The organism is Mesorhizobium sp. P160219 (genome assembly GCF_057786095.1).
In genome coordinates this window covers 5,167,286-5,188,646 of the sequence record NZ_JBYNWG010000001.1, presented here as the reverse complement: position 1 = coordinate 5,188,646, position 21,361 = coordinate 5,167,286, and the positions used below count along the sequence as shown (strand labels likewise).

General features: G+C 61.9%; 20 protein-coding genes. 15 read left to right on the top strand and 5 right to left on the bottom strand.

What is annotated here, in order from left to right:
• Positions 1-29: 29 nt before the first annotated feature.
• From AC3EMP_RS25215 to AC3EMP_RS25205, 3 genes are read left to right on the top strand one after another with little or no spacing between them, the layout of a single operon-like run.
• The gene (locus tag AC3EMP_RS25215; protein WP_023668339.1) at positions 30-596 is read left to right on the top strand and encodes a helix-turn-helix domain-containing protein; all 567 of its coding nucleotides are present in this window, start codon (positions 30-32) and stop codon (positions 594-596) included.
• 4 nt (positions 597-600) lie between these two features.
• Positions 601-909, top strand: coding sequence for a hypothetical protein (locus AC3EMP_RS25210; protein ID WP_023682084.1), 309 nt, complete (start codon positions 601-603; stop codon positions 907-909).
• 15 nt (positions 910-924) lie between these two features.
• A complete protein-coding gene (locus AC3EMP_RS25205) occupies positions 925-1,446 on the top strand; it encodes a GNAT family N-acetyltransferase (RefSeq protein ID WP_352712332.1) in 522 nt (173 codons plus the stop codon).
• On the opposite strand, the gene AC3EMP_RS25200 is transcribed toward AC3EMP_RS25205, so the two are convergent.
• Both AC3EMP_RS25200 and AC3EMP_RS25195 read right to left on the bottom strand, forming a co-directional pair.
• Positions 1,443-3,245, bottom strand: a complete 1,803-nt coding sequence (locus AC3EMP_RS25200; protein ID WP_023703001.1) for an NAD(P)/FAD-dependent oxidoreductase — start codon at positions 3,243-3,245, stop codon at positions 1,443-1,445. The two genes, AC3EMP_RS25205 and AC3EMP_RS25200, sit on opposite strands and share 4 nt — an antisense overlap.
• A 138-nt stretch (positions 3,246-3,383) precedes the next feature.
• A complete protein-coding gene (locus AC3EMP_RS25195) occupies positions 3,384-4,274 on the bottom strand; it encodes a LysR family transcriptional regulator (RefSeq protein WP_023827565.1) in 891 nt (296 codons plus the stop codon).
• A gap of 121 nt (positions 4,275-4,395) precedes the next feature.
• Here AC3EMP_RS25195 and tmpA point away from each other — a divergent pair, with 121 nt between their 5' ends.
• From tmpA to AC3EMP_RS25180, 3 genes are all read left to right on the top strand, one after another.
• Positions 4,396-5,547 carry a 2-trimethylaminoethylphosphonate dioxygenase gene (gene tmpA, locus AC3EMP_RS25190; protein WP_352712329.1) on the top strand — a complete coding sequence of 384 codons (1,152 nt, stop codon included), beginning with the start codon at positions 4,396-4,398 and terminating at the stop codon, positions 5,545-5,547.
• Positions 5,544-6,128 carry a (R)-1-hydroxy-2-trimethylaminoethylphosphonate oxygenase gene (gene tmpB / locus AC3EMP_RS25185; RefSeq protein WP_023751655.1) on the top strand — a complete coding sequence of 195 codons (585 nt, stop codon included), beginning with the start codon at positions 5,544-5,546 and terminating at the stop codon, positions 6,126-6,128. Before tmpA ends, tmpB begins: the two co-directional genes overlap by 4 nt.
• A gap of 335 nt (positions 6,129-6,463) precedes the next feature.
• Positions 6,464-6,949, top strand: coding sequence for a hypothetical protein (locus AC3EMP_RS25180; protein WP_155921647.1), 486 nt, complete (start codon positions 6,464-6,466; stop codon positions 6,947-6,949).
• A gap of 49 nt (positions 6,950-6,998) precedes the next feature.
• Here the strand turns inward: AC3EMP_RS25180 and AC3EMP_RS25175 are convergent, their stop codons facing one another.
• The 3 genes from AC3EMP_RS25175 to AC3EMP_RS25165 all read right to left on the bottom strand — a co-directional run bounded on the left by AC3EMP_RS25175 (position 6,999) and on the right by AC3EMP_RS25165 (position 9,500).
• Entirely contained in the window at positions 6,999-7,646 is a 648-nt protein-coding gene (locus AC3EMP_RS25175) for a LuxR C-terminal-related transcriptional regulator (protein WP_023668347.1), read from the bottom strand.
• Positions 7,643-9,034: a sensor histidine kinase gene (locus AC3EMP_RS25170; RefSeq protein WP_023690914.1), complete on the bottom strand. Its 1,392-nt coding sequence runs from the start codon at positions 9,032-9,034 to the stop codon at positions 7,643-7,645. The genes AC3EMP_RS25175 and AC3EMP_RS25170 overlap by 4 nt, the downstream gene beginning before the upstream one ends.
• 163 nt (positions 9,035-9,197) lie before the next feature.
• The gene (locus AC3EMP_RS25165; protein WP_023731684.1) at positions 9,198-9,500 is read right to left on the bottom strand and encodes a DUF1236 domain-containing protein; all 303 of its coding nucleotides are present in this window, start codon (positions 9,498-9,500) and stop codon (positions 9,198-9,200) included.
• Positions 9,501-10,084: 584 nt separating this feature from the next.
• Between AC3EMP_RS25165 and AC3EMP_RS25160 the strand changes: the two genes are divergently transcribed.
• The 9 genes from AC3EMP_RS25160 (at position 10,085) to AC3EMP_RS25120 (ending at position 20,909) form a co-directional block, all read left to right on the top strand.
• Entirely contained in the window at positions 10,085-11,047 is a 963-nt protein-coding gene (locus AC3EMP_RS25160) for a DUF1236 domain-containing protein (RefSeq protein ID WP_023668350.1), read from the top strand.
• A gap of 330 nt (positions 11,048-11,377) precedes the next feature.
• Positions 11,378-13,174 (top strand): acetolactate synthase 3 large subunit, encoded by a 1,797-nt coding sequence (locus AC3EMP_RS25155; protein WP_023751653.1) that lies wholly within the window; start codon positions 11,378-11,380, stop codon positions 13,172-13,174.
• An 81-nt stretch (positions 13,175-13,255) separates the two neighbouring features.
• Positions 13,256-13,828 (top strand): acetolactate synthase small subunit, encoded by a 573-nt coding sequence (ilvN, locus tag AC3EMP_RS25150; protein ID WP_352712328.1) that lies wholly within the window; start codon positions 13,256-13,258, stop codon positions 13,826-13,828.
• A 99-nt stretch (positions 13,829-13,927) separates the two neighbouring features.
• The gene (locus AC3EMP_RS25145; protein WP_023682076.1) at positions 13,928-14,524 is read left to right on the top strand and encodes a LysE family translocator; all 597 of its coding nucleotides are present in this window, start codon (positions 13,928-13,930) and stop codon (positions 14,522-14,524) included.
• Between the two features lie 225 nt (positions 14,525-14,749).
• Entirely contained in the window at positions 14,750-16,045 is a 1,296-nt protein-coding gene (locus AC3EMP_RS25140) for an efflux RND transporter periplasmic adaptor subunit (protein WP_023699030.1), read from the top strand.
• Positions 16,042-19,203, top strand: a complete 3,162-nt coding sequence (locus AC3EMP_RS25135) for an efflux RND transporter permease subunit (protein WP_352712326.1) — start codon at positions 16,042-16,044, stop codon at positions 19,201-19,203. The genes AC3EMP_RS25140 and AC3EMP_RS25135 overlap by 4 nt, the downstream gene beginning before the upstream one ends.
• A gap of 65 nt (positions 19,204-19,268) precedes the next feature.
• On the top strand, positions 19,269-19,892 hold the full coding sequence (nthA, locus tag AC3EMP_RS25130) for a nitrile hydratase subunit alpha (protein WP_023690920.1): 624 nt from the start codon (positions 19,269-19,271) through the stop codon (positions 19,890-19,892).
• The gene (gene nthB, locus AC3EMP_RS25125) at positions 19,889-20,548 is read left to right on the top strand and encodes a nitrile hydratase subunit beta (RefSeq protein ID WP_023690921.1); all 660 of its coding nucleotides are present in this window, start codon (positions 19,889-19,891) and stop codon (positions 20,546-20,548) included. Before nthA ends, nthB begins: the two co-directional genes overlap by 4 nt.
• A complete protein-coding gene (locus AC3EMP_RS25120) occupies positions 20,535-20,909 on the top strand; it encodes a nitrile hydratase accessory protein (protein ID WP_023690922.1) in 375 nt (124 codons plus the stop codon). The genes nthB and AC3EMP_RS25120 overlap by 14 nt, the downstream gene beginning before the upstream one ends.
• The last annotated feature ends 452 nt before the right edge of the window (positions 20,910-21,361 follow it).

Below are 21,361 nucleotides of genomic sequence, written 5' to 3'. Positions count from 1 at the left end.
CGAATCCAAATATTCGATATATTGGACGAATGACTGATATAGCGAATGACATGTCGGCTACGATCGGCAGACGAATCCACGCCGAAAGAGCCTTGCGGGACTGGTCGTTGGCCGACCTGGCGAACCGCTCCGGCGTCTCCAAAGCCATGCTCAGCACTATCGAGCGCGGCATGACCAGCCCGACGGCCGCGCTGCTGGTGCGCATCGCCGCTGCTTTCGGCATGACGCTGTCGACGCTGATAGCACGCGCCGAGCAGCAAGGTGGCGGCCTGCTGCGCGAGAGTGAGCAGCCGGTTTGGCGCGACCCCGGTACGGGCTATGTCCGTCGGCATCTGTCGCCGGTTTCCGACACGCCGCTCGAATTGATCCGGGTGCAACTGCCGGCTGGCGCCAGTGTGAGTTTCCCGGCGGCGTCCTATGCCTTCATCAAGCAGCAGATGTGGCTGATCTCCGGGCGACTTGAGTTCACCGAGGGTGATATGGTGCATAGTCTCGAGCCCGGCGACTGCCTGGCGCTCGGCGCGCCGTCGGACTGCACGTTCCATGCCGTCGGACCGCAGCCGGCCGACTATCTGGTTGCGCTGGTCAGGGGCTGAAATCGTGGCAAGACGTCCCAAGCGCTCCGACAATGGCGGACCGCCGCTCGATGATTACAAGGGCCCGCCATGGGGCAAGGGCGATCCCTACATCTTCCTGGCCTGGCAGGCAGCGCATGCCAAGGCGTGGAAGGCGCCAAGCCGTGACGTGATGCTGATGCGCATGGAAAAGGCCGAGCGGCTTGGCCTGACGTATGAGGAATACACGCTCGAAATCCTCGAACGCGGGCTGCATCTGCAGCCGAAAGACACCGATCGCATCGCCGCGATCAAGGCGAGACGAAAGCGGCGCCGCGTCGCGCGTCTGGATTAGCAAGGGAAAGTGCAGGTGAGTCCCATCGAAATCAGGTCGCTGACTGCGGGAACACGCGACATGCTGGCCGACCTCCTGATCGAGACGGTCGCGGCCGGCGGCTCCGTCAGCTTCATGCATCCCTTATCCAGGCAAGCGGCGGAAACTTTCTGGAGCAACTCGTTGATGACAGCAGAGAGAGGCGAAAGAGCGGTGCTGGGCGCTTGGTATGGCGACGCGTTGGTCGGCACCGTCACCTTGCTGCTCGACTTTCCTGATAATCAGCCGCACCGGGCCGAGATCGCCAAGCTCATGACCCGCGTCGAACACCGCGGCAAGGGCATAGCGAGCCGGCTGATGCGGGCGGCCGAAACGCTCGCCGTCGAGAAAGGCCGCACGCTTCTGGTGCTGGACACCGCAACCGAGGAGGGCGCTTCCGGCCTTTACGAAAAACTCGGCTTCACGCTCACTGGCGAAATACCGGACTTTGCCCTGAAACCGCATGGCGGGCTGACCGGCACGCTCATCTACTGGAAGCGCATCGGCGGCGCTGCCTAACCCTTGTGGTGAACCTCTTGCAGCGCGTAGACCGGCGTGGCGATGCCTTCCATGCGCGCCTTCAGCTGCAGCGCCAGGAACTGGGAGTAATGGCGCGACTGGTGCAAATTGCCGCCATGGAACCACAGCGCCTCCTGCTGCGTCGGCTTCCACATGTTGCGCAGCTCGCCTTCCCAGGGGCCTGGGTCCTTGGTGGTGTTGGAGCCGAGGCCCCAGCATTTGCCGACCTTGTCCGCGACCTCCCGTGAGATCAAATCGGCCGCCCAGCCATTCATCGAACCGTAGCCGGTGGCGTAGACGATGAGATCGGCCGGCAGTTCCGATCCGTCGGAGAGCAGAACGGAGTGCTCCTTGATCTCCTTCACGTCGACACCGCTTTTCAGCTTGATCGACCCGTCGATGATCAGGTCGGATGCGCCGACATCGATGTAATAGCCCGAGCCGCGCCGCAGATATTTCATGAACAGGCCGGAGCCGTCATCGCCCCAGTCAAGCATGAAGCCGGCCTTCTCCAGGCCCTTGTAGAATTTGTCGTCGCGCTTCTTCATCTCGGCATAGGCCGGGATCTGGAATTCGTGCAGGATCTTGTAGGGCAGGGAGGCAAAGACGAGGTCGGCCTTGGCTGTGGTCATACCGCTCGCGACCGCCTTTTCCGAATAGAGCGAGCCCAGGCCGATCTCCATCAGCGTGTCCGACTTGACGATGTGCGTGGTCGAGCGCTGCACCATGGTGACGTCGGCGCCGGCCTCCCAAAGGGCTGCTGCAATGTCGTGGGCGGAGTTGTTCGAGCCGATGACGACAGCTTGTCTGCCGACATAGGCATCGGGTCCCGGATGCTTCGAGGAGTGATGCTGGTCGCCCTTGAATGTGTCCATGCCCTTGAAGTTCGGCATGTTGGCCTTGCCGGATTGCCCCGTGGCCAGCACCAATTGTTTCGGCTTCAGCGTGATGTCCTTGCCGTCGCGGCGCACGACAACGGTCCATTCCTTTTTCTTGTCGTCATAAACGGCGCTCTTGGCCTCGGTCGATGACCAGTAATTCAGCTCCATCACCTTGGCGTACATTTCCAGCCAGTCGCCGATCTTGTCCTTGGGCGCGAAGACCGGCCAGTTCTTGGGGAAGTCGATATAGGGCAGATGGTCGTACCAGACCGGGTCGTGCAGGCAGAGCGATTTGTAGCGCTTGCGCCAGCTGTCGCCGGCACGCTCGTTCTTCTCGACGATGATGGTGGGCACGCCGAGTTGCCGCAGCCGGGCGCCGAGCGCGATGCCGCCCTGGCCGCCGCCAATGATGAGCGTATAGGGCTGCGTCTTGAAGCCGAGTTCGGCGGCTTCCTTCTCGCGCTCCTCCTTCCAGGTCGGGCGGTTCTTGCCATGGCCGTGCTTGGCGCCGAGCGGGCGGTCGAAACCGGCCGGCTCCTCATGGCCCTTGAGCTCGACCATAGTGGTGAGCAGCGTCCAGATCTTGCCGTCCTTCAGCCGGATGTGGCCGAAGCCGCGCGCGACAGACGTTTCGAAACTGATCCAGCCGTCGAGCACGCCGTCGCTTTCCGTGGCATCCTCGCCCTTGGCGATCGCCCAGTTCGACGGTTTGGTCCTGGCCAACTGGCTGACCAGCATGTCGCGCACCTGATCGCGGCCTTCCATCGTCTTGATGTTCCAGGTGAAGGTGACGAGATCGCGCCAGTAACAATCCTCCTGGAAGCAGGCGACCGCCTTGTCGATGTCGCCGGCGGTGAGTGCCGCGCCGAAGCGATCGAGCAGGTCGGAAAGCTTCTTGTTGGGGGCCTTGTCGAGCATTGAATTTCCTCCGCGATTTTTCCTGGCCGCCTGTAGCGAGCGGAACCCTGCCGAAGCTTGACGTCCGGCCTGGCGCAGTATCGCGACAAATTATGCGCCGCGTCACGTCGTCCAATAGTTTGCCGCGTATTCAGGGGCTTATCGGGAAATCGGGACGCCGAAGACCGTCACGAACCAGCGGCGGACCGCTTCTTCGGCAGGGCTCAGATGCGCGCCCGAGGGTGCGGTTAGATAGTGGCCGGCACCGCTCGACAGAGCGAAGCCGGAAAGGGTGACAAGCGATCCGTCGCGCAGTGCCGCGTCGGCCAACGGTCGCGATCCCAGCACCATGCCGGCGCCGTGCTTCGCCGCCTCCAACGCGGTAACGAAACTGTCGAATTTGTGCGTCGGCCCCAGCGCCGGCTTCATCCGGGCGACGGCGAACCACTCGCCCCACATTTCCCGCGCGCCGACCACTGTAAGTCTCGGCAATCCTGTCCAATCCTTGGCCTTGGCGAGATGCGGCGACGCCATCGGCGTCAAGGTTTCGCGGGTCAGGCGGTCGGCCTGCCGTCCGGCAAAAGAGCCGGGGCCAATGCCGAATCGGATGTCGAGACCCACAAAGCGCTCGCCATAATCGGCCGGTGTGTGGATGGTCTCGATCTGCAGCTGGACGAAGGGCAGGTCCTTGGCTATTTGCGGCAGCTTCGGCGCGATCATCAGCACGGCAAACGAGATCGGCGAGCGTATCGTCACGCTCTGGACGGTCTTGGGTTCAAACAGCTCGCGCGTGCTGTTGGCGATCACGGCGAAGGCCGATTGCAGATGCGGCAGGTAGGCGGCACCCTCCGGCGTCAATTCGACGCCGCGCGCCAGGCGGATGAACAGCGGCTGCTTCAACCGCTCTTCGAGAGAACGGATGTGCTGGCTGACCGCAGCCTGGGTCAGGCCAAGCTCGGCCGCGGCGGCGGTAAAATTCGACAGCCGCGCGGCGGCCTCGAAACTCCGCAGCCAGTCAAGCGGGGGCAAGGGCAGGGTTGTTTCAGTCATAAACCGTTTAGGGCCTTTGGCTGCAAAATGATAATTTGAGTTATGCCTTCGACATCATCACGATGCAACCGGAAACCCTGCGGAGTTGGCTGCGGGGCGCAGCGGACAGGAACGGATCTCCATGCTTACCCAGGCGCTGATCGGCGACGAAGGAAGAACGATCGACCTCGGTTGGAAGGACGGCGCGCGCACTCGCTTTCACGCCGTGTGGTTGCGCGACAATGCGCTCGACGACAAGACGCGCAGCGCCGGCAACGGCCAGCGGCTGATCACCATTCTCGACATTCCCGTGCAGACATGGATCGGCGCAGCCGCGATCAAGGGCGATGCGCTTGAAGTCAGTTTCGAACCGGAGGGAAAGACGGTGCGCTTTCCTGCGGCATGGCTGAGCGCCAATGCCTATGACCGCGATGCCGCCCGACAGCCCGGCTGGACAGGCGAGGGCACCGTGCGATGGACCAGGGCCTCTATGCAGAATTCGGTGCCGCGCGCCGGCTATCTCGCTGCCAGCCGCGACCGCGCCGTCTTGCGGCAATGGCTGTCGGCGGTGAAGACCTACGGCTTCGCGGTGATGGACGATTTGCCGCCCGAATCCGGGGCGCTGTGCAAAGTGTCCGATCTGTTCGGCTATATCAGGGAGACCAATTACGGCCGCTGGTTCGAGGTGCGCGCCGAGGTCAATCCAACCAATCTGGCCTACACCAATCTTGGCCTGCAGGCGCATACCGACAATCCCTATCGCGATCCGGTGCCGACCTTGCAGATCCTGTCCTGCATCGAAAACACCGTGGAGGGCGGCGAATCCAGCGTCGTCGATGGTTTTGCCGTGGCGGCCGCGCTGCAGGCAGAAAACCCCGAAGGCTTCCGGCTGTTGAGTTCATACCCGGCGCGTTTCGAATATGCGGGGTCGTCGGGCGTGCGATTGCAGGCCAAACGGCCGATGATCGAGCTCGGGCCGGATGGCGAACTCATCGCCATCCGCTTCAACAACCGCTCGCTGGCGCCGACCGTCGATGTGCCGTTCGCGGAGATGGAGGCCTACTACGCCGCCTATCGCCGGTTTGCCGAACTGATCGAGGATCCTTCCTTCGAAGTCACCTTCAGGCTCGAGGCGGGCGAGGCCTTCATCGTCGACAACACCCGCGTCATGCATGCCCGCAAGGCGTTCTCCGGCACCGGCAAGCGCTGGCTGCAGGGCTGCTACGCCGACAAGGATGGCCTTTTGTCGACGCTGTCGGCGATCGAACACAGCTTCAAGGAGGCTGCGGAATGAGCGGCCAGGATTTGAACGCGGGCAACATCGTCGAATTCATCGCCGATATTTTCGAACGCCGAGGGGCGGAATCCTATCTCGGCGAACCCGTCACCATGTCGGAGCACATGTTGCAGGGCGCCTGGTTCGCCGAAAAGGACGGCGCGCCCGATGTGCTGGTGGCGGCAGCACTGCTGCACGATATCGGCCACTACACCAGCGAGTTCGGCACCTATTCGCCCGACGATGTCGAGGACAAGCATCATGACGAAGCCGGCGGCGAGGTGCTGGCGCCGTTCTTTCCACCGGTGATCGTCGAATGCGTCAGGCTGCATGTCGCGGCCAAGCGCTACCTTTGCGCCACCGACCCGAGCTATTTCGGCAGGCTGTCGCAGGCCTCGGTCCACACGCTGTCGCTGCAAGGCGGGCCGATGAATGCCGAAGAGGTGGCAGAGTTCCGCAAGAACCCGTTCCACGAGGAAGCGGTGCGGGTTCGCGTCTGGGACGAGGCCGGCAAGATCGCCAACATGAAGACCCGGGCATTTCGCGACTACATGCCGCTGCTGCAACGGGTTGTCCGCGAATTCGCCAATCGCGCCTGATCATAATCCGGGGAAGGAACGGCATGTGCTACCGCTTCGACGGCGAGCATGCGCTAACCGTATGCCGGAGACCTGCCGCAAGCGTCTGCGTGCCGCAGGCGCTCGCGCCTCGCTGCCGATCCCTACCGGTGACGAGCCTTGTCACCGCGGATTTTATTGCGACATCCGTCGGCGCGGCCAAGATCAGTAGGTCAGACTTCGGTGTATATTTGACTCAGACGAAGGTCTGAGAATTGAGCTGAAAGCACGAAAGGAGAGTTTCCTCAGCGTTTGTAAGCCGCAATTTTGGGCTGTTCATTCTTGAATACCGTGACACATCATGATGTGATGGTGGCATGAATGGAGAAAGGCAGCCCCTGTTTTCATCCGTGCGTCGCTGGGCGTACTTTAGCTTGCGCGTATTCGCGGCGGTTGCGGTGGCGATGCCGGTGCTTGGTCTGCGGTTGAGCCATGTCGACGGCTACAAGATCGAATTCGCCGCTGCCAGCGCCAAGAGCGGAAACAATGGCAATGGTAACGGTGGTGGCAACGGTAGTGGTAACGGTAATGGCTCAGGCGGCAACGCCGGGAATGGCAACGCCAACGGAAAGGGAAAAAATGGTGCCGGCGACAACGCCCCCGGTAGCCAAGCTCCCAGTAGCCAAGTCAATGCCGCTGGCGACACGGTGACGGTACAGGGCGCCAAAATCCAGGTCGTGCATCGCGATGGATTCAGCGAAAGCATCGAGGCCGGCCGCTTCACTATGAAGGATCCGCTTGGAAGGACAATTGTCGAACGCGCCGTAAGGGCCTCCGACATTGCTCGTCTGAAAGGGCTGTAACTGTTGGTTCGCCAACCAGCATCCGACCTTCAGACAAGCCCCGATCTCCCTATACAAGACCCGTTTTGGGCGCGTGCATAAGAATGGCTGCTTCGGTGCGGTTTCGCACCTTTAGCTTTTGAAATATCCGAGTCATGTGGTGTTTTACCGTTTTCTCCTGCAGGTTGAGACGTTTGGCGACTTCTTTATTGCTCAGTCCTTCGCCTACCAAGGAGATTATCCCAAGCTCGCGTCCCGAGAGATTGGCAACGAGATCGGTTGTGCGCTTTTCCGGCCGGATCAGTTCATTCAAAAGCTGCGCTGACAGGGTCGGCGAAACATATTTTTTTCCTGCGGCTATATAAGTCAGCACCTCGGCCAGCGATGCCGCCCCAATCCCTTTCAGCACATATCCGCGTACGCCCAGCCTGAGCGCCGTTGCCAAATCGGCGTTCGCCTCCGAGACGGTGAGCATGACGATCTTGCAGTCAGGCTGAGTTGCAAGAATATTTTCCGCTGCCGCCAGACCCCCTCCCGGCAAACTGATGTCTAGCAGCAATATGTCGGGATTTGCCAAGGCCGCAAGCTGTTCGGCATCCGTCGCGGTTTCGCCCGCACCAACGACTTCGAAGCCGCCGATTTCGGCGAGGCTGCGAGCCACACCCTCACGAAACAGCGGATGATCATCAACAATGGCAATCCTTATGGGAGCGGTCATTTCTGGTCCTCGATGTTGAGCGTTATGGTCAGCCGGGTCCCCCTGGGGCTCGAAAAGGTCTCGAAGTGACCTCCGATACTTTCGATACGTTCCCTCATACCGGCGAGTCCAAGTCCTTCACACGATCCCGACTGGAATCCAGGGCCGTGATCAAGCACTTGAATGAGGAGCTTGCCCTGCGTCACTCTCGCCTTGACAGCCTGCCCCTTGCCCAGACCGTGTCGCCAGGCATTGTTCAGCCCCTCCTGCGCGAAGCGAAAGATGCTTATTTTCTCGGACGTCCCCAGGTCGGGCAGGCGAGATGGCAGTGAAAGCGATACGGAGGAGGCCGTCCGGCGTTCATGTTCGGCAACTGCAAGCCGCAATATCTCCGCGACTGTCGAAGCTTCGATCTGTGGCAGCACGAGGCCGGTGCAGATGGCGCGGATCTCCCGCATCGCCTCGTCCAACGTATGATGGATATCGGCGATCTCGGTCTTCCGGTGGCTTGGGGATGCGGCGGGATCGAGCAGCAGAGGGCTGTCCATGCGCAGCGCAGCCAGTGCGACCAGCTGAGCTGGACCGTCATGCAAATCAGACCCGATGCGACGCAAGTAACGCTCGTTGATTGCCGTTGCGCGGCGCGACGCCTGCTGGACGCGCTCCCGCAAAGCGGAATTCTGCTCCAAAAGCAACTGAAGTTCGGCCACTTGTGTCTCAAGCGCTGAACGCTGCGTTTCGATAGTGCTGCTGCCGCGAAGCACGATTCCCGAGAGCATCGCCAAGGCGACCGCGGTCGCGCCAGCCACGAGCAGCCAGCTCGACCATAGTGCCGAGTTTAAAGTGCCCTGAAGATCGTCGGCTATCTCGTAGAACTCGGAAACGGCCACAACATCGCCCGACCACGGCTCTCGAACCGGATTGTAGATCTCGAGCAGCGAGGCGGTGGGGCTCTTGCGTTCCTTCCTTTCATTTTCGTCCAGATCATTGAATTGCGCCACCACGTTTCCACCGAACGCATGCAGCAAGTTCGCATTTGGCTCGAAGGTCTGGCCGATAAGAGCCGCGTCTTTGGCGTACAGCACCTTGCCATCACGCCGCCAAAGCACGAACGACGCCAGTTTTTTGCCGAGAGCACCCTGGTCCAGGGTTTCATCGAGCGCCCGTTTAACGGTGTCGCTGAGCTGCTGGCTTTTGCGCATATCCGGCAGGATTGGCGCGATGACACTGTCGACGTAAAGCGCGGTCGTGCTTGCAGAGTTGCGGATCACTCCATCTCGTATTTGCGAGGTGACCCATAGGCCGACGACCAGCATCAGCGACAGCAGCCCAATGCTTCCGACTATGATGAACTGCCAAGCCAACGATAGCCTGTTCCAGTTTTGATAGAGACTATCAATGTAGCGCACGTCTCAACCGACCCCGCGACTTTGGCCGCGCCAAAATGCCTAAGCCATCCTACATCTAGAACGGTCGATGGTGCGAGCAAGCGCCAGGTTGAATTGCTGGGGAAACCGCCAATTCAGGGCATGATCCCACCGCCACCCGCGGGGAACGGCGGTGGGATCAGCGTTACTGTATGATCTTGACGATCTTCCGCGTGCCGGGGTCGACCAGCACGGTTCGCCCGTCGACCACAACGTAGCGATACTTGACGCTCGGCACTTCATGCAGTTCCACCGTGTCGGGAATGGCGGTCCCCACGTTCAATTCGACACCTGGAATCTTCACCGACGCAAGGGGCTGCTTTTTCACGTATTCGCGCACAACCGTTTCCTGCTCCGGCGCGATGATGACGTCTTGAGCAGCAACTACGCCGGCGCTCGCGAGCAGCAAGAATCCGGCAATTGCGGTCGACTGGTACATGGTCGTCATGATTTTCTCCTTCATGCGAGCAACGCTCATGCATCTTGCGCGAGCTCGATTCCGATACGGGTGGTGTTGATGAGGTTGATGCACACACCGGGAGCCGAACGGGCTTTTCGCGGCTGCGTTCCCGTGTGGGGCTTCGGTCCGGGCGTCATCGGGCCAATGGACGATAGGGGGAGGGACCAAAGTCTGGTGCCAGGCTGTAGAGGTCCTAGAGCCTCCTCAGGGCGGAACACAGGGTTCTCGGCATCGTTGAGATCAGCACTTGTGGGAGGCGTTAATGGACAACAGCGTCCATCAGGCACGATGGTTGCTCTTGCCTGTTTTCGGGGTAGCCATCCTGGTCATGACGACGGGAGTACTTCTAAGCTTGTGAGGCTGGTGTCATCGCTATGGGATCACAAGCTCAGGAAAAAACAAAATGTTGCGTTGCATTAATTGTTTGATGCAATTTGTAGGTGATTGTTGCAAAATTACTGCCACCATTCATTGGTCTTCTTAGAAGCCCGATTTTATTCACAAAATGTGGAACAAAGTATTTTTGGCAGAGTTGGCTAGGCTGAGGGACCGACTCTTTAAGGAGAAAGCAGATGAAACATGTGTTGATCACGAGCATGATTGCGCTTGGCGTCGGGTGCGGCGCCGCGATCGCCCAGACCCAGGCCGTGCAGCCGAGCGGTGGCGACAACTGCGCCGCCGGCGCGGCCGATTGCCAGAAGGGCGGCAAGGCCGGCGAACAGGCGCAAGGCAAGATGAAGTCACAGACCGATCAGAATGCACAGGGCCAGGCTGGCGCCACGACCGATCAGCAGGCTCAGGGCAAAGCCAAGCTCAAGACGGATGAACAGGCACAGGGCAAGGCCGGGACCAGTACCGAGCAGAATGCTCAGGGTCAGGCCGGCGCCACGACCGATCAGCAGGCTCAGGGCAAGGCCAAGCTCAAGACCGATGAACAGGCCCAGGGCAAGGCCGGGACCAGCACCGAGCAGAATGCTCAGGGCCAGACCGGCACCAGCACCGAGAAGCAGGCTCAGGGCAAGGCCAAGCTCAAGACGGATGAACAGGCCCAAGGCAAGGCCGGGACCAGCACCGAGCAGAACGCTCAGGGCCAGACCGGCACCAGCACCGAGAAGCAGGCTCAGGGCAAAGCCGGGACCAGCACCGAGCAGAACGCTCAGGGCCAGACCGGCACCAGCACGGACCAGCAGGCCCAGGGCAAGGCCGGGACCACCACCGAGCAGAACGCTCAGGGCAACACAAACGTTCAGACCGACCAGGGCAATACGGCCTCGATCAACAACGTGACCGTCGAGCAGAAGACGCAGGTCACGCAGATCATCCACGAGACCAGGGTTGAGCCGGTGAAGAACGTCGACTTCGACATTTCGGTCGGCATCGAGGTGCCGCGGCACAAAGTGCGCCTGCACCGTCTGCCGGCGCGCATTGTCAAGATCGTCCCGGCCTACGAATCCTATGAGTACTTCGTGCTGGCCGACGGGCGCATCGTCATCGTCGACCCGGATACGTACAAGATCGTGCTGATCCTGACGTGACACGGCAGTGACTCTTGTTCCCGGCGCGGTGCGATTAGGGGTATCGTATGCGCCGCGGTGGCCCGCCGACCAGAGGCGGCGGGCCACTTGCTTTGTCTTTCGCATCGCGCGTTTTTCCCGTTGACACCTTGCCTTTCACCCTCGTAGTGTCCGCCACGATGAAAAAGGCACTCATTCTCGTAGGAAAGCGCGTGGGCAAGGCGGTGTAACCGCCGGGCGAAAACCTCCCATGCGCAACACACAGGCTCCCATCGGGGGCCTTTTTTATTGCCCGAAACACGACTAAACGACCAGCAATCGCCTCATGGCTAGAAGTACGGGACCAGACCGATGAGCAACGGACAGAACGAACGGCGCGAAATACCAAACAGGGAAATGACTGGCGCCGAAATGGTGGTGCAGGCGCTGAAGGACAATGGCGTCAAGCATGTCTTCGGTTATCCCGGCGGCGCGGTGCTTCCGATCTATGACGAAATCTTCCAGCAGGACGAGGTCGAGCACATCCTCGTCCGCCACGAGCAAGGCGCAGGGCATGCGGCCGAAGGCTATGCCCGCTCGACCGGCAAGGCCGGCGTCATGCTGGTGACCTCCGGCCCGGGCGCCACCAATGCGGTGACGCCGCTGCAGGATGCGCTGATGGATTCGATCCCGCTGGTCTGCCTGACCGGGCAGGTGCCGACTTCGCTGATCGGCTCCGACGCGTTCCAGGAGTGCGACACGGTCGGCATCACGCGCCCCTGCACCAAGCACAACTGGCTGGTGAAGGACGTCAACGAATTGGCCGCCACCATCCATGAGGCCTTCCATGTCGCGACGACCGGCCGCCCCGGCCCGGTGGTGGTCGACATTCCGAAGGATGTGCAGTTCGCCAAAGGCATCTATGTGCCGCCGCAGGCGGCGCCGCGCACCAGCTACCAGCCGAAGGTCCAGGGCGACCTGGAAAAGATCAAGGCCGCCGTCGAACTGATGGCCGGCGCCAAGAAGCCGATCATCTATTCGGGCGGCGGCGTCATCAACTCCGGTCCGGAGGCCAGCCATCTGCTGCGCGAACTGGTCGACCTCACCGGCTTCCCGATCACCTCGACGCTGATGGGCCTCGGCGCGTATCCGGCATCGGGCAAGAACTGGATGGGCATGCTGGGCATGCACGGCACTTATGAAGCCAATATGGCGATGCATGATTGCGACGTGATGATCTGCATCGGCGCGCGCTTCGACGACCGCATCACCGGACGGCTGACCGCCTTCTCGCCCAACTCGAAGAAGATCCACATCGACATCGATCCATCGTCGATCAACAAGAACGTGCACACGGAAGTGCCCATCATCGGCGATGTCGGCCGGGTGCTGGAGGACATGGTGCGGCTGTGGCGGGCGAGCGCCAAGGCCGACAAGAAGGCGCTCCATCCCTGGTGGGAGCAGATCGCCAAATGGCGCGCGCGTGACTCGCTCGCGTTCAAGATGAACCACGATGTGATCATGCCGCAATATGCCATCCAGCGGCTCTACGAGCTGACCAAGGACATGGACACCTACATCACCACCGAGGTCGGCCAGCACCAGATGTGGGCGGCGCAGCACTATCATTTCGAGAAGCCGAACCGCTGGATGACGTCGGGCGGGTTGGGCACGATGGGCTACGGTCTGCCGGCTGCGCTCGGCGTGCAGATCGCGCACCCGGACGCGCTGGTCATCGACATCGCAGGCGACGCCTCGGTGCAGATGACGATGCAGGAGATGAGCGCGGCGGTGCAGCACAATGCGCCGATCAAGATCTTCATCCTCAACAACCAGTATATGGGCATGGTGCGTCAGTGGCAGCAGCTGCTGCACGGCAACCGCCTGTCACATTCCTATACCGAAGCGATGCCCGACTTCGTCAAGCTGGCTGACGCCTATGGCGGCCACGGCATTCGTTGCGAGAAGCCGGACGAGTTGGACGATGCGATCAAGGAGATGATCGCGGTGAAGAAGCCGGTGCTGTTCGATTGCCGGGTGGCGACGCTCGCCAACTGCTTCCCGATGATCCCGTCGGGCAAGGCGCATAATGAAATGCTCCTGCCCGACGAGGCGACCGACGAAGCCGTGGCCAACGCCATCGACGCCAAGGGCAGGGAACTGGTCTAGGTCCAAGCCGGGGCAGGGCTGTCGAGAGAAGCCGTGCGCAAACAGAGAATTAGCTCAAAGTCTGAAATCGAGATTCATGTCATGAACGCACAGCTTCAACCGACCGGCTCCGCCTATTTCATCGCCAAGGAAACGGAAAAGCCGGAGAACCACACGCTCTCCGTTCTGGTCGACAATGAGCCCGGCGTGCTTGCCCGGGTCATCGGCCTGTTTTCCGGCCGCGGTTATAACATCGAGAGCCTCACCGTCTCCGAGACCGAACACGAGAAGCACCTGTCACGCATCACCATCGTGACGCGCGGCACGCCGCATGTGCTGGAGCAGATCAAGCACCAGCTCGAACGCATCGTGCCGGTGCATCGCGTCGTCGATCTCACCGTGCGCTCGCACGAGTTCGGCCAGGAGCGGCCGCTGGAACGCGAGTTGGCGCTGGTCAAGGTCGCCGGCACCGGCGAAGCCCGCGTCGAGGCGCTGCGTCTGGCGGACGCTTTTCGCGCTTCGGTCATCGACGCCAACACCGAGCACTTCATCTTCGAGATTACCGGCAAGGGTTCGAAGCTCGACCAGTTCATCGCCATCATGAAGCCGCTCGGCCTGATCGAGATCTGCCGCACCGGCGTGGCGGCGATGAACCGGGGCCCGCAGGGGATGTAGGCCTTCATGCGCGCGGCGGGGCGCTTTGGACCAATGGAATGAGGTTGCGTCCAGCGCCCTGTCGATTTAAGTCAGTATTGCTGACCTTTGTGAGCCGTCATGACCCTCGACGCTTTCCTTGCCCTTTTGGTCTACGCCTTCGTGACCTCGATCACGCCGGGGCCGAACAACCTCATGCTCTTGGCGTCGGGCGTGAATTTCGGCCTCGTCAGAACCATTCCGCATATGCTGGGCATCAGCATGGGTTTCCTGGTGCTGTTGCTTGCCGTCGGCTTTGGCCTGGGCGCGGTGCTGACGGCGTTTCCGGCCCTGCACACCGGATTGAAGATCGCCGGCGCTGCCTATCTGCTCTATCTCGCCTGGAAGATCGCCATGTCGCGCTCGCTGTCCAGCAAGGGTGAGACGGAGGCACGGCCGATGCGCTTCATCGAGGCAGCCGCATTCCAGTGGGTCAATGCGAAAGCCTGGGTGATGGCGATCACCGCCATGGCCGTCTACTCCAATCCGGACCACCCGTTCCTGTCGGTGGCGCTGATCGCGATCGCCTTCACCGTCGTCAACCTGCCGAGCGTCTCGGTGTGGGCCGGCTTCGGCACGGCGCTGCGCGGATTCCTGTCGGATCCGGTGCGGCTGAAATGGTTCAACATCGCCATGGGCGTGCTCTTGGCGGCGACGCTCTGGCCGATGCTGAAATAGACGCATCCGGCCTGAAATCTCAACCGCATCCTGGCTGGTTTTCCGACTGCTGAGCCGGCTGCATAGTCATTGTGCAGTGCACATTAAATCTTCGTAATGCCGTGTTTTGGCCCTTTTCCGACAAATGTGCGTCCTATCTACTTCGGCGAGATCGCGGCAAGGCGCCGTGATTGGGTAGAATGAGACCACCGGGTTCGGCGTGTCGGATCATAGGGCTTTTAGTCGATGCGCGGAAAAGTCGTTCTGGCGGTGGTGGTGGCAGCGGCCTGTGTCGCCGCGGCATGGGTCTATTTTTCGCCGGCGGCGACGAGCAGTCTGCAGCAGATGCTGCCGGGCGCCAGGCAGACGGCAGCAGCGGACAAGCCGGTTGGATCGGACAAGGCTTCGGCCGACAATGCTGGCGGCAAATCCGGTGCAGGCGGCAATGGCGCTCGTTCGGCCTCGATCGTTTCCGCCACCGCGACGACAGCCGATTTCCCGATCCGCCGCTATGCCATCGGCTTCGTGTCGTCGCCGGCCGTGGTCAACATCAACGCCCGCGTGTCCAGCCAGATCGTATCGATCGACGTCAAGGACGGCCAGATGGTGAAGGCCGGCGACCTGCTGTTCTCGCTCGACGACCGGGCGCTCAAGGCGCAGCTTGCCAAGGATCAGGCGACGCTCGCCAAGGACCAGGCCCTGCTGACCAGTTCGGGCTCCGACCTCCAGCGCGCCAAGGATCTCGTCGCCAAGCAGGCCGGCACGCAGCAGACCTACGATCAGGCGGTGGCGGCGCAAAAGGCTGCCGCGGCGACCGTGGACGCCGACAAGGCGACGATCGACGCCGACAATGTCCAGCTCGGCTTCGCCAGCATCAAGGCGCCGATTGCCGGCCGGCTGGGCGCCGTCAACGTTTCGGTCGGTGACCTGGTCACCTTGAGCAACGGCAACTCGAGCACGGCCACGCCGCTGGTGACGATCACCGAGATGGATCCGCTGCAAGTCAACTTCAACCTGCCGGAGAGTAACCTGGCGCTGCTGCACAAGGCGCTGGCCAACCCGCAGCAAGGCGCGGTGACGCTGACCAAGGATGGCGATCCGACGCCGATCGGCAAGGGCACGCTCGACTTCGTCGATTCCAGCGTCGACACCGCATCCGGCACCATCGCGACCCGGGCGAGCATTCCCAATGCCGATCTTTCACTGTGGCCCGGCCAATATGTGAATGTCGTGCTCGACGCCGGCATCATGCCGCAGATGCCATCCATCCCGACGGTCGCGATCCAGCCCAGCCAGAAGGGGCCGTTCGTCTATGTCGTCAAGCCGGACAACACGGTCGAGATGCGGCCTGTGCAGGTGGCGCTGACCGAAGGCGAAAACAGCGCCATCAGCGAGGGCGTCAAGTCAGGCGAGAAGGTTGTCGTCGAGGGCCAAACCAGGCTGAAGGACGGCGCCAGCGTGCATGAAGGCAAGGCAACTGCCGGCGGTCAGGCAGCGCCCAAGTTGGCGGAAGCCGACAAAGCCGGCGGAGCTGCCCAATGATCTCAGAATTCTGCATAAGAAGGCCTGTCGCGACGCTGCTGATGTCGTTCGCCCTCGTGCTGGGCGGGCTGTTTGCCTACAAGTTCCTGCCGGTGGCGGCGCTGCCGAGCGCCGAATTCCCGGTCGTCAATGTCTCGGCCAACCTGGCCGGCGCGTCACCCGAAACCATGGCCACTTCGGTGGCGACGCCGCTGATCAAGCAGTTCGCCACCATTGCCGGCATCGATTCCATCTCGACCAGCAATTCGCTGGGACGCACGTCCATTGCCATCCAGTTCGTGCTCAACCGGGATATCGACGCGGCGGCCGCCGACGTGCAGGCGGCGATCGCACGCACGCAGCGGCAACTGCCGCCCGAGATGACAGCGCCGCCGAGCTATCGCAAGGTCAATCCGGCCGACGCGCCGATCCTTCTGATGTCGCTGGTCAGCGACACGGTTCCGCTCACCGACCTCGACGCCTTCGCCGAAAACGTCATCTCGCCCTCGCTGTCGACCATCGACGGCGTTGCGCAGGTGTCGATCTTCGGCCAGCAGAAATATGCGGTGCGCGTGCAGATCGACCCGACGGCGCTGGCGGCGCGCGGCATTTCGATCGACCAGCTGCAGACGGCAATCGCGTCGGCCAACTCCAACACGCCGCTCGGCGTCTTGCAGAACGACAAGCAGCAGCTGACCATCACGGCCAATACGCAGCTCACCGATGCCGCCGGGTTCTCCAACCTCATCATCGCCACCAAGAACGGCCATCCGGTGCGGCTGGGCGAGGTGACGCGCGTCATCGACTCGGTCGAGACCACGACGACTGCAAGCTGGTATGACGGCACGCGCGCCATCATCCTGGCGGTGCAGCGCCAGCCCGACGCCAACACGGTCGACGTCGTCGACAAGGTCAAGGCGATGCTGCCGTCGTTCAAGGACCAAATGCCGGCCGCCGCCGACATCAAGCTGCTCAACGACCGTTCGACCTCGATCCGCCAGGCCGTCGACGACGTCCAGTTCACGCTGCTTCTGACCATCGCTTTGGTGGTGATGGTGATCTTCGTCTTCCTGCGCCGGGTGACTGCAACCATCATTCCGGCCGTGGCGGTGCCGATCTCGTTGATCGCGACGCTCGGCGCCATGTTCCTGTTCGGCTTCTCCATCGACAACATCTCGCTGATGGGACTGACGCTCGCAGTCGGCCTCGTCGTCGACGACGCCATCGTCATGCTGGAAAACATCTTTCGCCACATGGAGGAGGACGGTCTCTCGGCCTTCGATGCCTCGCTGAAGGGCGCGCGCGAAATCGGCTTCACCATCATCTCGATCTCGATCTCGCTGGTGGCGGTGTTCATCCCCGTGCTTCTAATGGGCGGCGTCATCGGCCGCATCTTCAACGAATTCGCCGTCGTGGTGACGGTCGCGATCCTTGCCTCGATGTTCGTCTCGCTGACGCTGACGCCGATGCTGTGCTCAAGGCTGCTGTCGGTGACCAAGGCCGATCGCGACAAGCACGCCCCCGGCCACAAGCAGGACTTCGTCACCCGCGGCTATGATCGGCTTCTGACATTCTGCCTGCGCCACACTTTCCTGGTGTTCCTCGTTTTTGTCGGCACGGCGGCAGGGTCGGTGTGGCTGATCGAAGTCTCGCCGAAAGGCTTTTTCCCGCAAGAGGATATCGGCCAGATCTCGGTGACGACGATCGCCAGGCAGGACATCTCCTACGACGCCATGGTCAAGCTGCAGAACCAGGCGGCAAGTGTCTTCTCGCGTTCGCCCTATGTCTCGCATGTGGCCTGGTCAGCCGGCGGCGGCAACAATGCGCTGAACCAGGGCCAGCTCTATGTGCAGCTGAAGGACAAGAGCCAGCGCCCCGACATCGATAAGGTACTGTCGGATCTGCGGCGGCAGCTGGCCGTCGTGCCGGGGATCGATGCCTATATGCAGCCGGTGCAGAACCTGCGACTTGGCGCGCGTTCTTCCGCCAGCGCCTACCAGCTCGTCGTTCAGGGCCTCGATACCGGCCTGACCGACACATGGGCGCAAAAGCTCGACGATGCGATGGCGGCCGATCATGCGAATTTCACCGACGTCACCAGCGATTTGCAGAACAATTCATTGCAGGCGACGCTGGTGGTCGATCGCGACAAGGCGGCCTCGCTCGGCATCGACACCGACACGCTGCGCTCCAGTCTCTATGGCGGCTTCGGCACGGAGCAGGTCTCGACGATCTTCGGCTCGGCCGACAGCTACGAAGTCATCATGGAGCTCGATCCCAACATCGAATGGTCGCCCGAGCGCATGCTGGCCATCCAGGTCAGGACGGCAAGCGGCAGCCTGGTGCCGCTCGGCGCCTTTGCCCGCGTCGACCGCACCGCCGGCGCGCTGACGGTCAACCAGCTCGGCCAGCTGCCCGCGGTGACCATCTCCTACAACCTGCCGCAAGGCGTGGCGCTGGGCGACAGCACGGCCCGCATCGCCGCGCTGAAGGAGCAGATCGGCATGCCGCCGGCGATTTCGACCAGCTTTGCCGGCACCGCCAAGACCTTCCAGGATTCGCTGGCCAATCAGGGCCTGCTGATCGGCGGCGCCGTTCTGACCATCTATATCGTACTCGGCATCCTCTATGAGAGCTTTATCCATCCGCTGACCATTCTGACCGGCCTGCCTTCGGCGGTGCTGGGCGCGGTGGTCGCGCTGCGCTTTGCCGGCATGGACCTGTCGGTGATCGCGGTGATCGGCATCCTGATGCTGATCGGCATCGTCAAGAAGAACGGCATCATGATGGTCGACGTCGCGCTGGAGCTGCGACGAGAAGGCATGTCGGCCAAGGAATCCATACACAAGGCGTGCCTGATGCGTTTCAGGCCGATCATGATGACGACGTTGGCGGCGCTGATGGGCACGTTCCCGATCGCGCTCGGCACCGGCGCCAGTGCTGAGCTGCGCCAGCCGCTCGGTGTCGCGGTGGTTGGCGGTCTCATGGCGTCGCAGGCGCTGACGCTGTTCGTCACCCCTGTCATCTATGTCTATTTCGAGAATTTCTCCGGCTGGCTGGTGAGCTTCTTCTCTTGGAAAAAGAACAGGCCGGAGCTGCATGCGGTCGAGAGCGGCGAGCAGGCCTCGCTGTTCGCTCCCGAGGATCGGCTCGAGCCGCAAAGGGCCGCCGCCGAATAGGCGATAGCCCGTGGCCCAAGCTGTCATGCTTGCGGCCGCGTGCCGCCGATCCTAATCTGAGGGTCATGTCCCATGATCATGACCACGACAATGAGCTCGACCCATTTGCGGCGCGCGTGCGCGCGCTGGAGACCATCCTCACCGAAAAAGGCCTGATCGATCCGGCGGCGATCGACGTCATCGTCGACACCTACGAGACCAAGATCGGGCCGCGCAACGGCGCCAGGGCGGTGGCGAAAGCCTGGAGCGATCCGGCCTTTGCCGAGTGGCTGAAGCGCGACGCGACTGCGGCGATCACCTCGCTGGGCTACACCGGCCGCCAGGGCGAGCACATGCAGGCGGTGTTCAACACGGACGAGACGCACAACCTCGTCGTCTGCACGCTGTGCTCCTGCTATCCGTGGTCGGTGCTCGGCCTGCCGCCGGTCTGGTACAAGGCGCCGCCCTATCGCTCGCGCGCCGTGATCGATCCGCGCGGCGTGCTGGAGGAGTTCGGGCTGACCTTGCCGGCGGAGAAAAACATCCGCGTCTGGGATTCGACTGCCGAACTGCGCTATCTCGTGGTGCCGATGCGGCCTGACGGTACCGAAGGCTGGAGTGAGGACCAACTCGCCGAACTGGTCAGCCGCGATGCGATGATCGGCACGGCGGTGGCCAAAGAACCCGGGACAAAGAAGGTACCGGCATGAACGGGCCGCAGGATCTCGGTGGGCAGATGGGTTTCGGGCCGGTCGCGCCCGAAAAGGACGAACCGTATTTTCATGCGGATTGGGAGAGGCGGGCGCTCGGCGTGACGCTGACTGCCGGCGCCATGGGCGCGTGGAACATCGACGAGAGCCGGCACGCCAGGGAATCGCTGCATCCGGCCGTCTATTATTCCTCAAGCTACTACCAGATATGGATCAAAGCGCTCGAGGTGCTGCTGAAGCGCCATGGCTTCGTCAGCGAGCGCGATCTGACGGAAGGTCGGGCGGTCGATCCGGCGGCGACGCCCAAAAGGGTGTTGAAGGCCGAAAACGTTCCGGCGGTGCTGGCCAAGGGCAGTCCCTGCGACCGGCCGGTCGAGACGGCGCCGCGCTTCAAGGCCGGCGACCCGGTGCGGACAAGGAATTTCAATCCCACCGCCCACACGAGGCTGCCGCGTTATGCGCGCGGCAAGCACGGAGTTGTCGAGGCCGTGCGTGACGGTTTTGTGTTCCCCGACAGCAACGCGCATGGCAACGGTGAAAACCCGCAATGGGTCTATACCGTGGTCTTCGATGGCTCGGAAATCTGGGGCGAGGGCGCCGACCCGACTCTGACCGTCTCGATCGATGCCTGGGAGAGCTATCTTGAGCCGGCCTGAAGGTGCACTGCCGGCGGGTCTGGACGAACCGGTATTCGCCGAACCCTGGCAGGCCGAAGCCTTCGCCATGACGGTGGCGCTGCACGACAAGGGCCTGTTTTCCTGGGCCGAATGGGCCGATGCGCTGTCGGCGCAAGTGAACAAGCCGGGCGCCGCAAGCGATGGCCACGATTATTACGAGCATTGGCTGGCTGCGCTGGAGACGCTGCTGGCGGCCAAGGGCGTCGCGGGAAAAAGTGACGTCGACACGCTCGCCGCCGCCTGGGAACGCGCCGCGCATGCAACCCCGCACGGCAAGCCGATTTTGTTGGAGAACGATCCCGGGCCGACCAGAGGTAGCGGCGGCGGCGCGAACATATAGTCCGCCTGTGGTTGGTGTTTGAAATCTGGCGGCCGATGCAACTAATTTTCGACGACCATGCGTTCGTCGTCCCCATAGACAAACGCCTCAACGACGGCGAAGCGGCCACGGTTTTTGGAAATGGCGACGAAGTCGTTGTCACCCAAGTGGAGGATCACTTGCTCGTCGCTGATGGTAACACGTCTATGGTTCTGGCATTTTCGTCACTCAGACAGGCCGTGACCTCGGTATATATCGCGAACCCTGCGTCATCCGACAAGGAGACAACGATGCCATAACCAGGTTCGCCGATTTCGATCTTCTTTATCGACTTTCCGATCAGCCTGTCTGCGAACGACCTCATCAATATCCTCGCTTATAGGTGTCTGCGCCGATCTGCATCTCGATCATGTCCGTGATAGTGGCATTGCCCGATCTAGGTTCAAATGCCTGAATTCAAATCGTTCGTTATC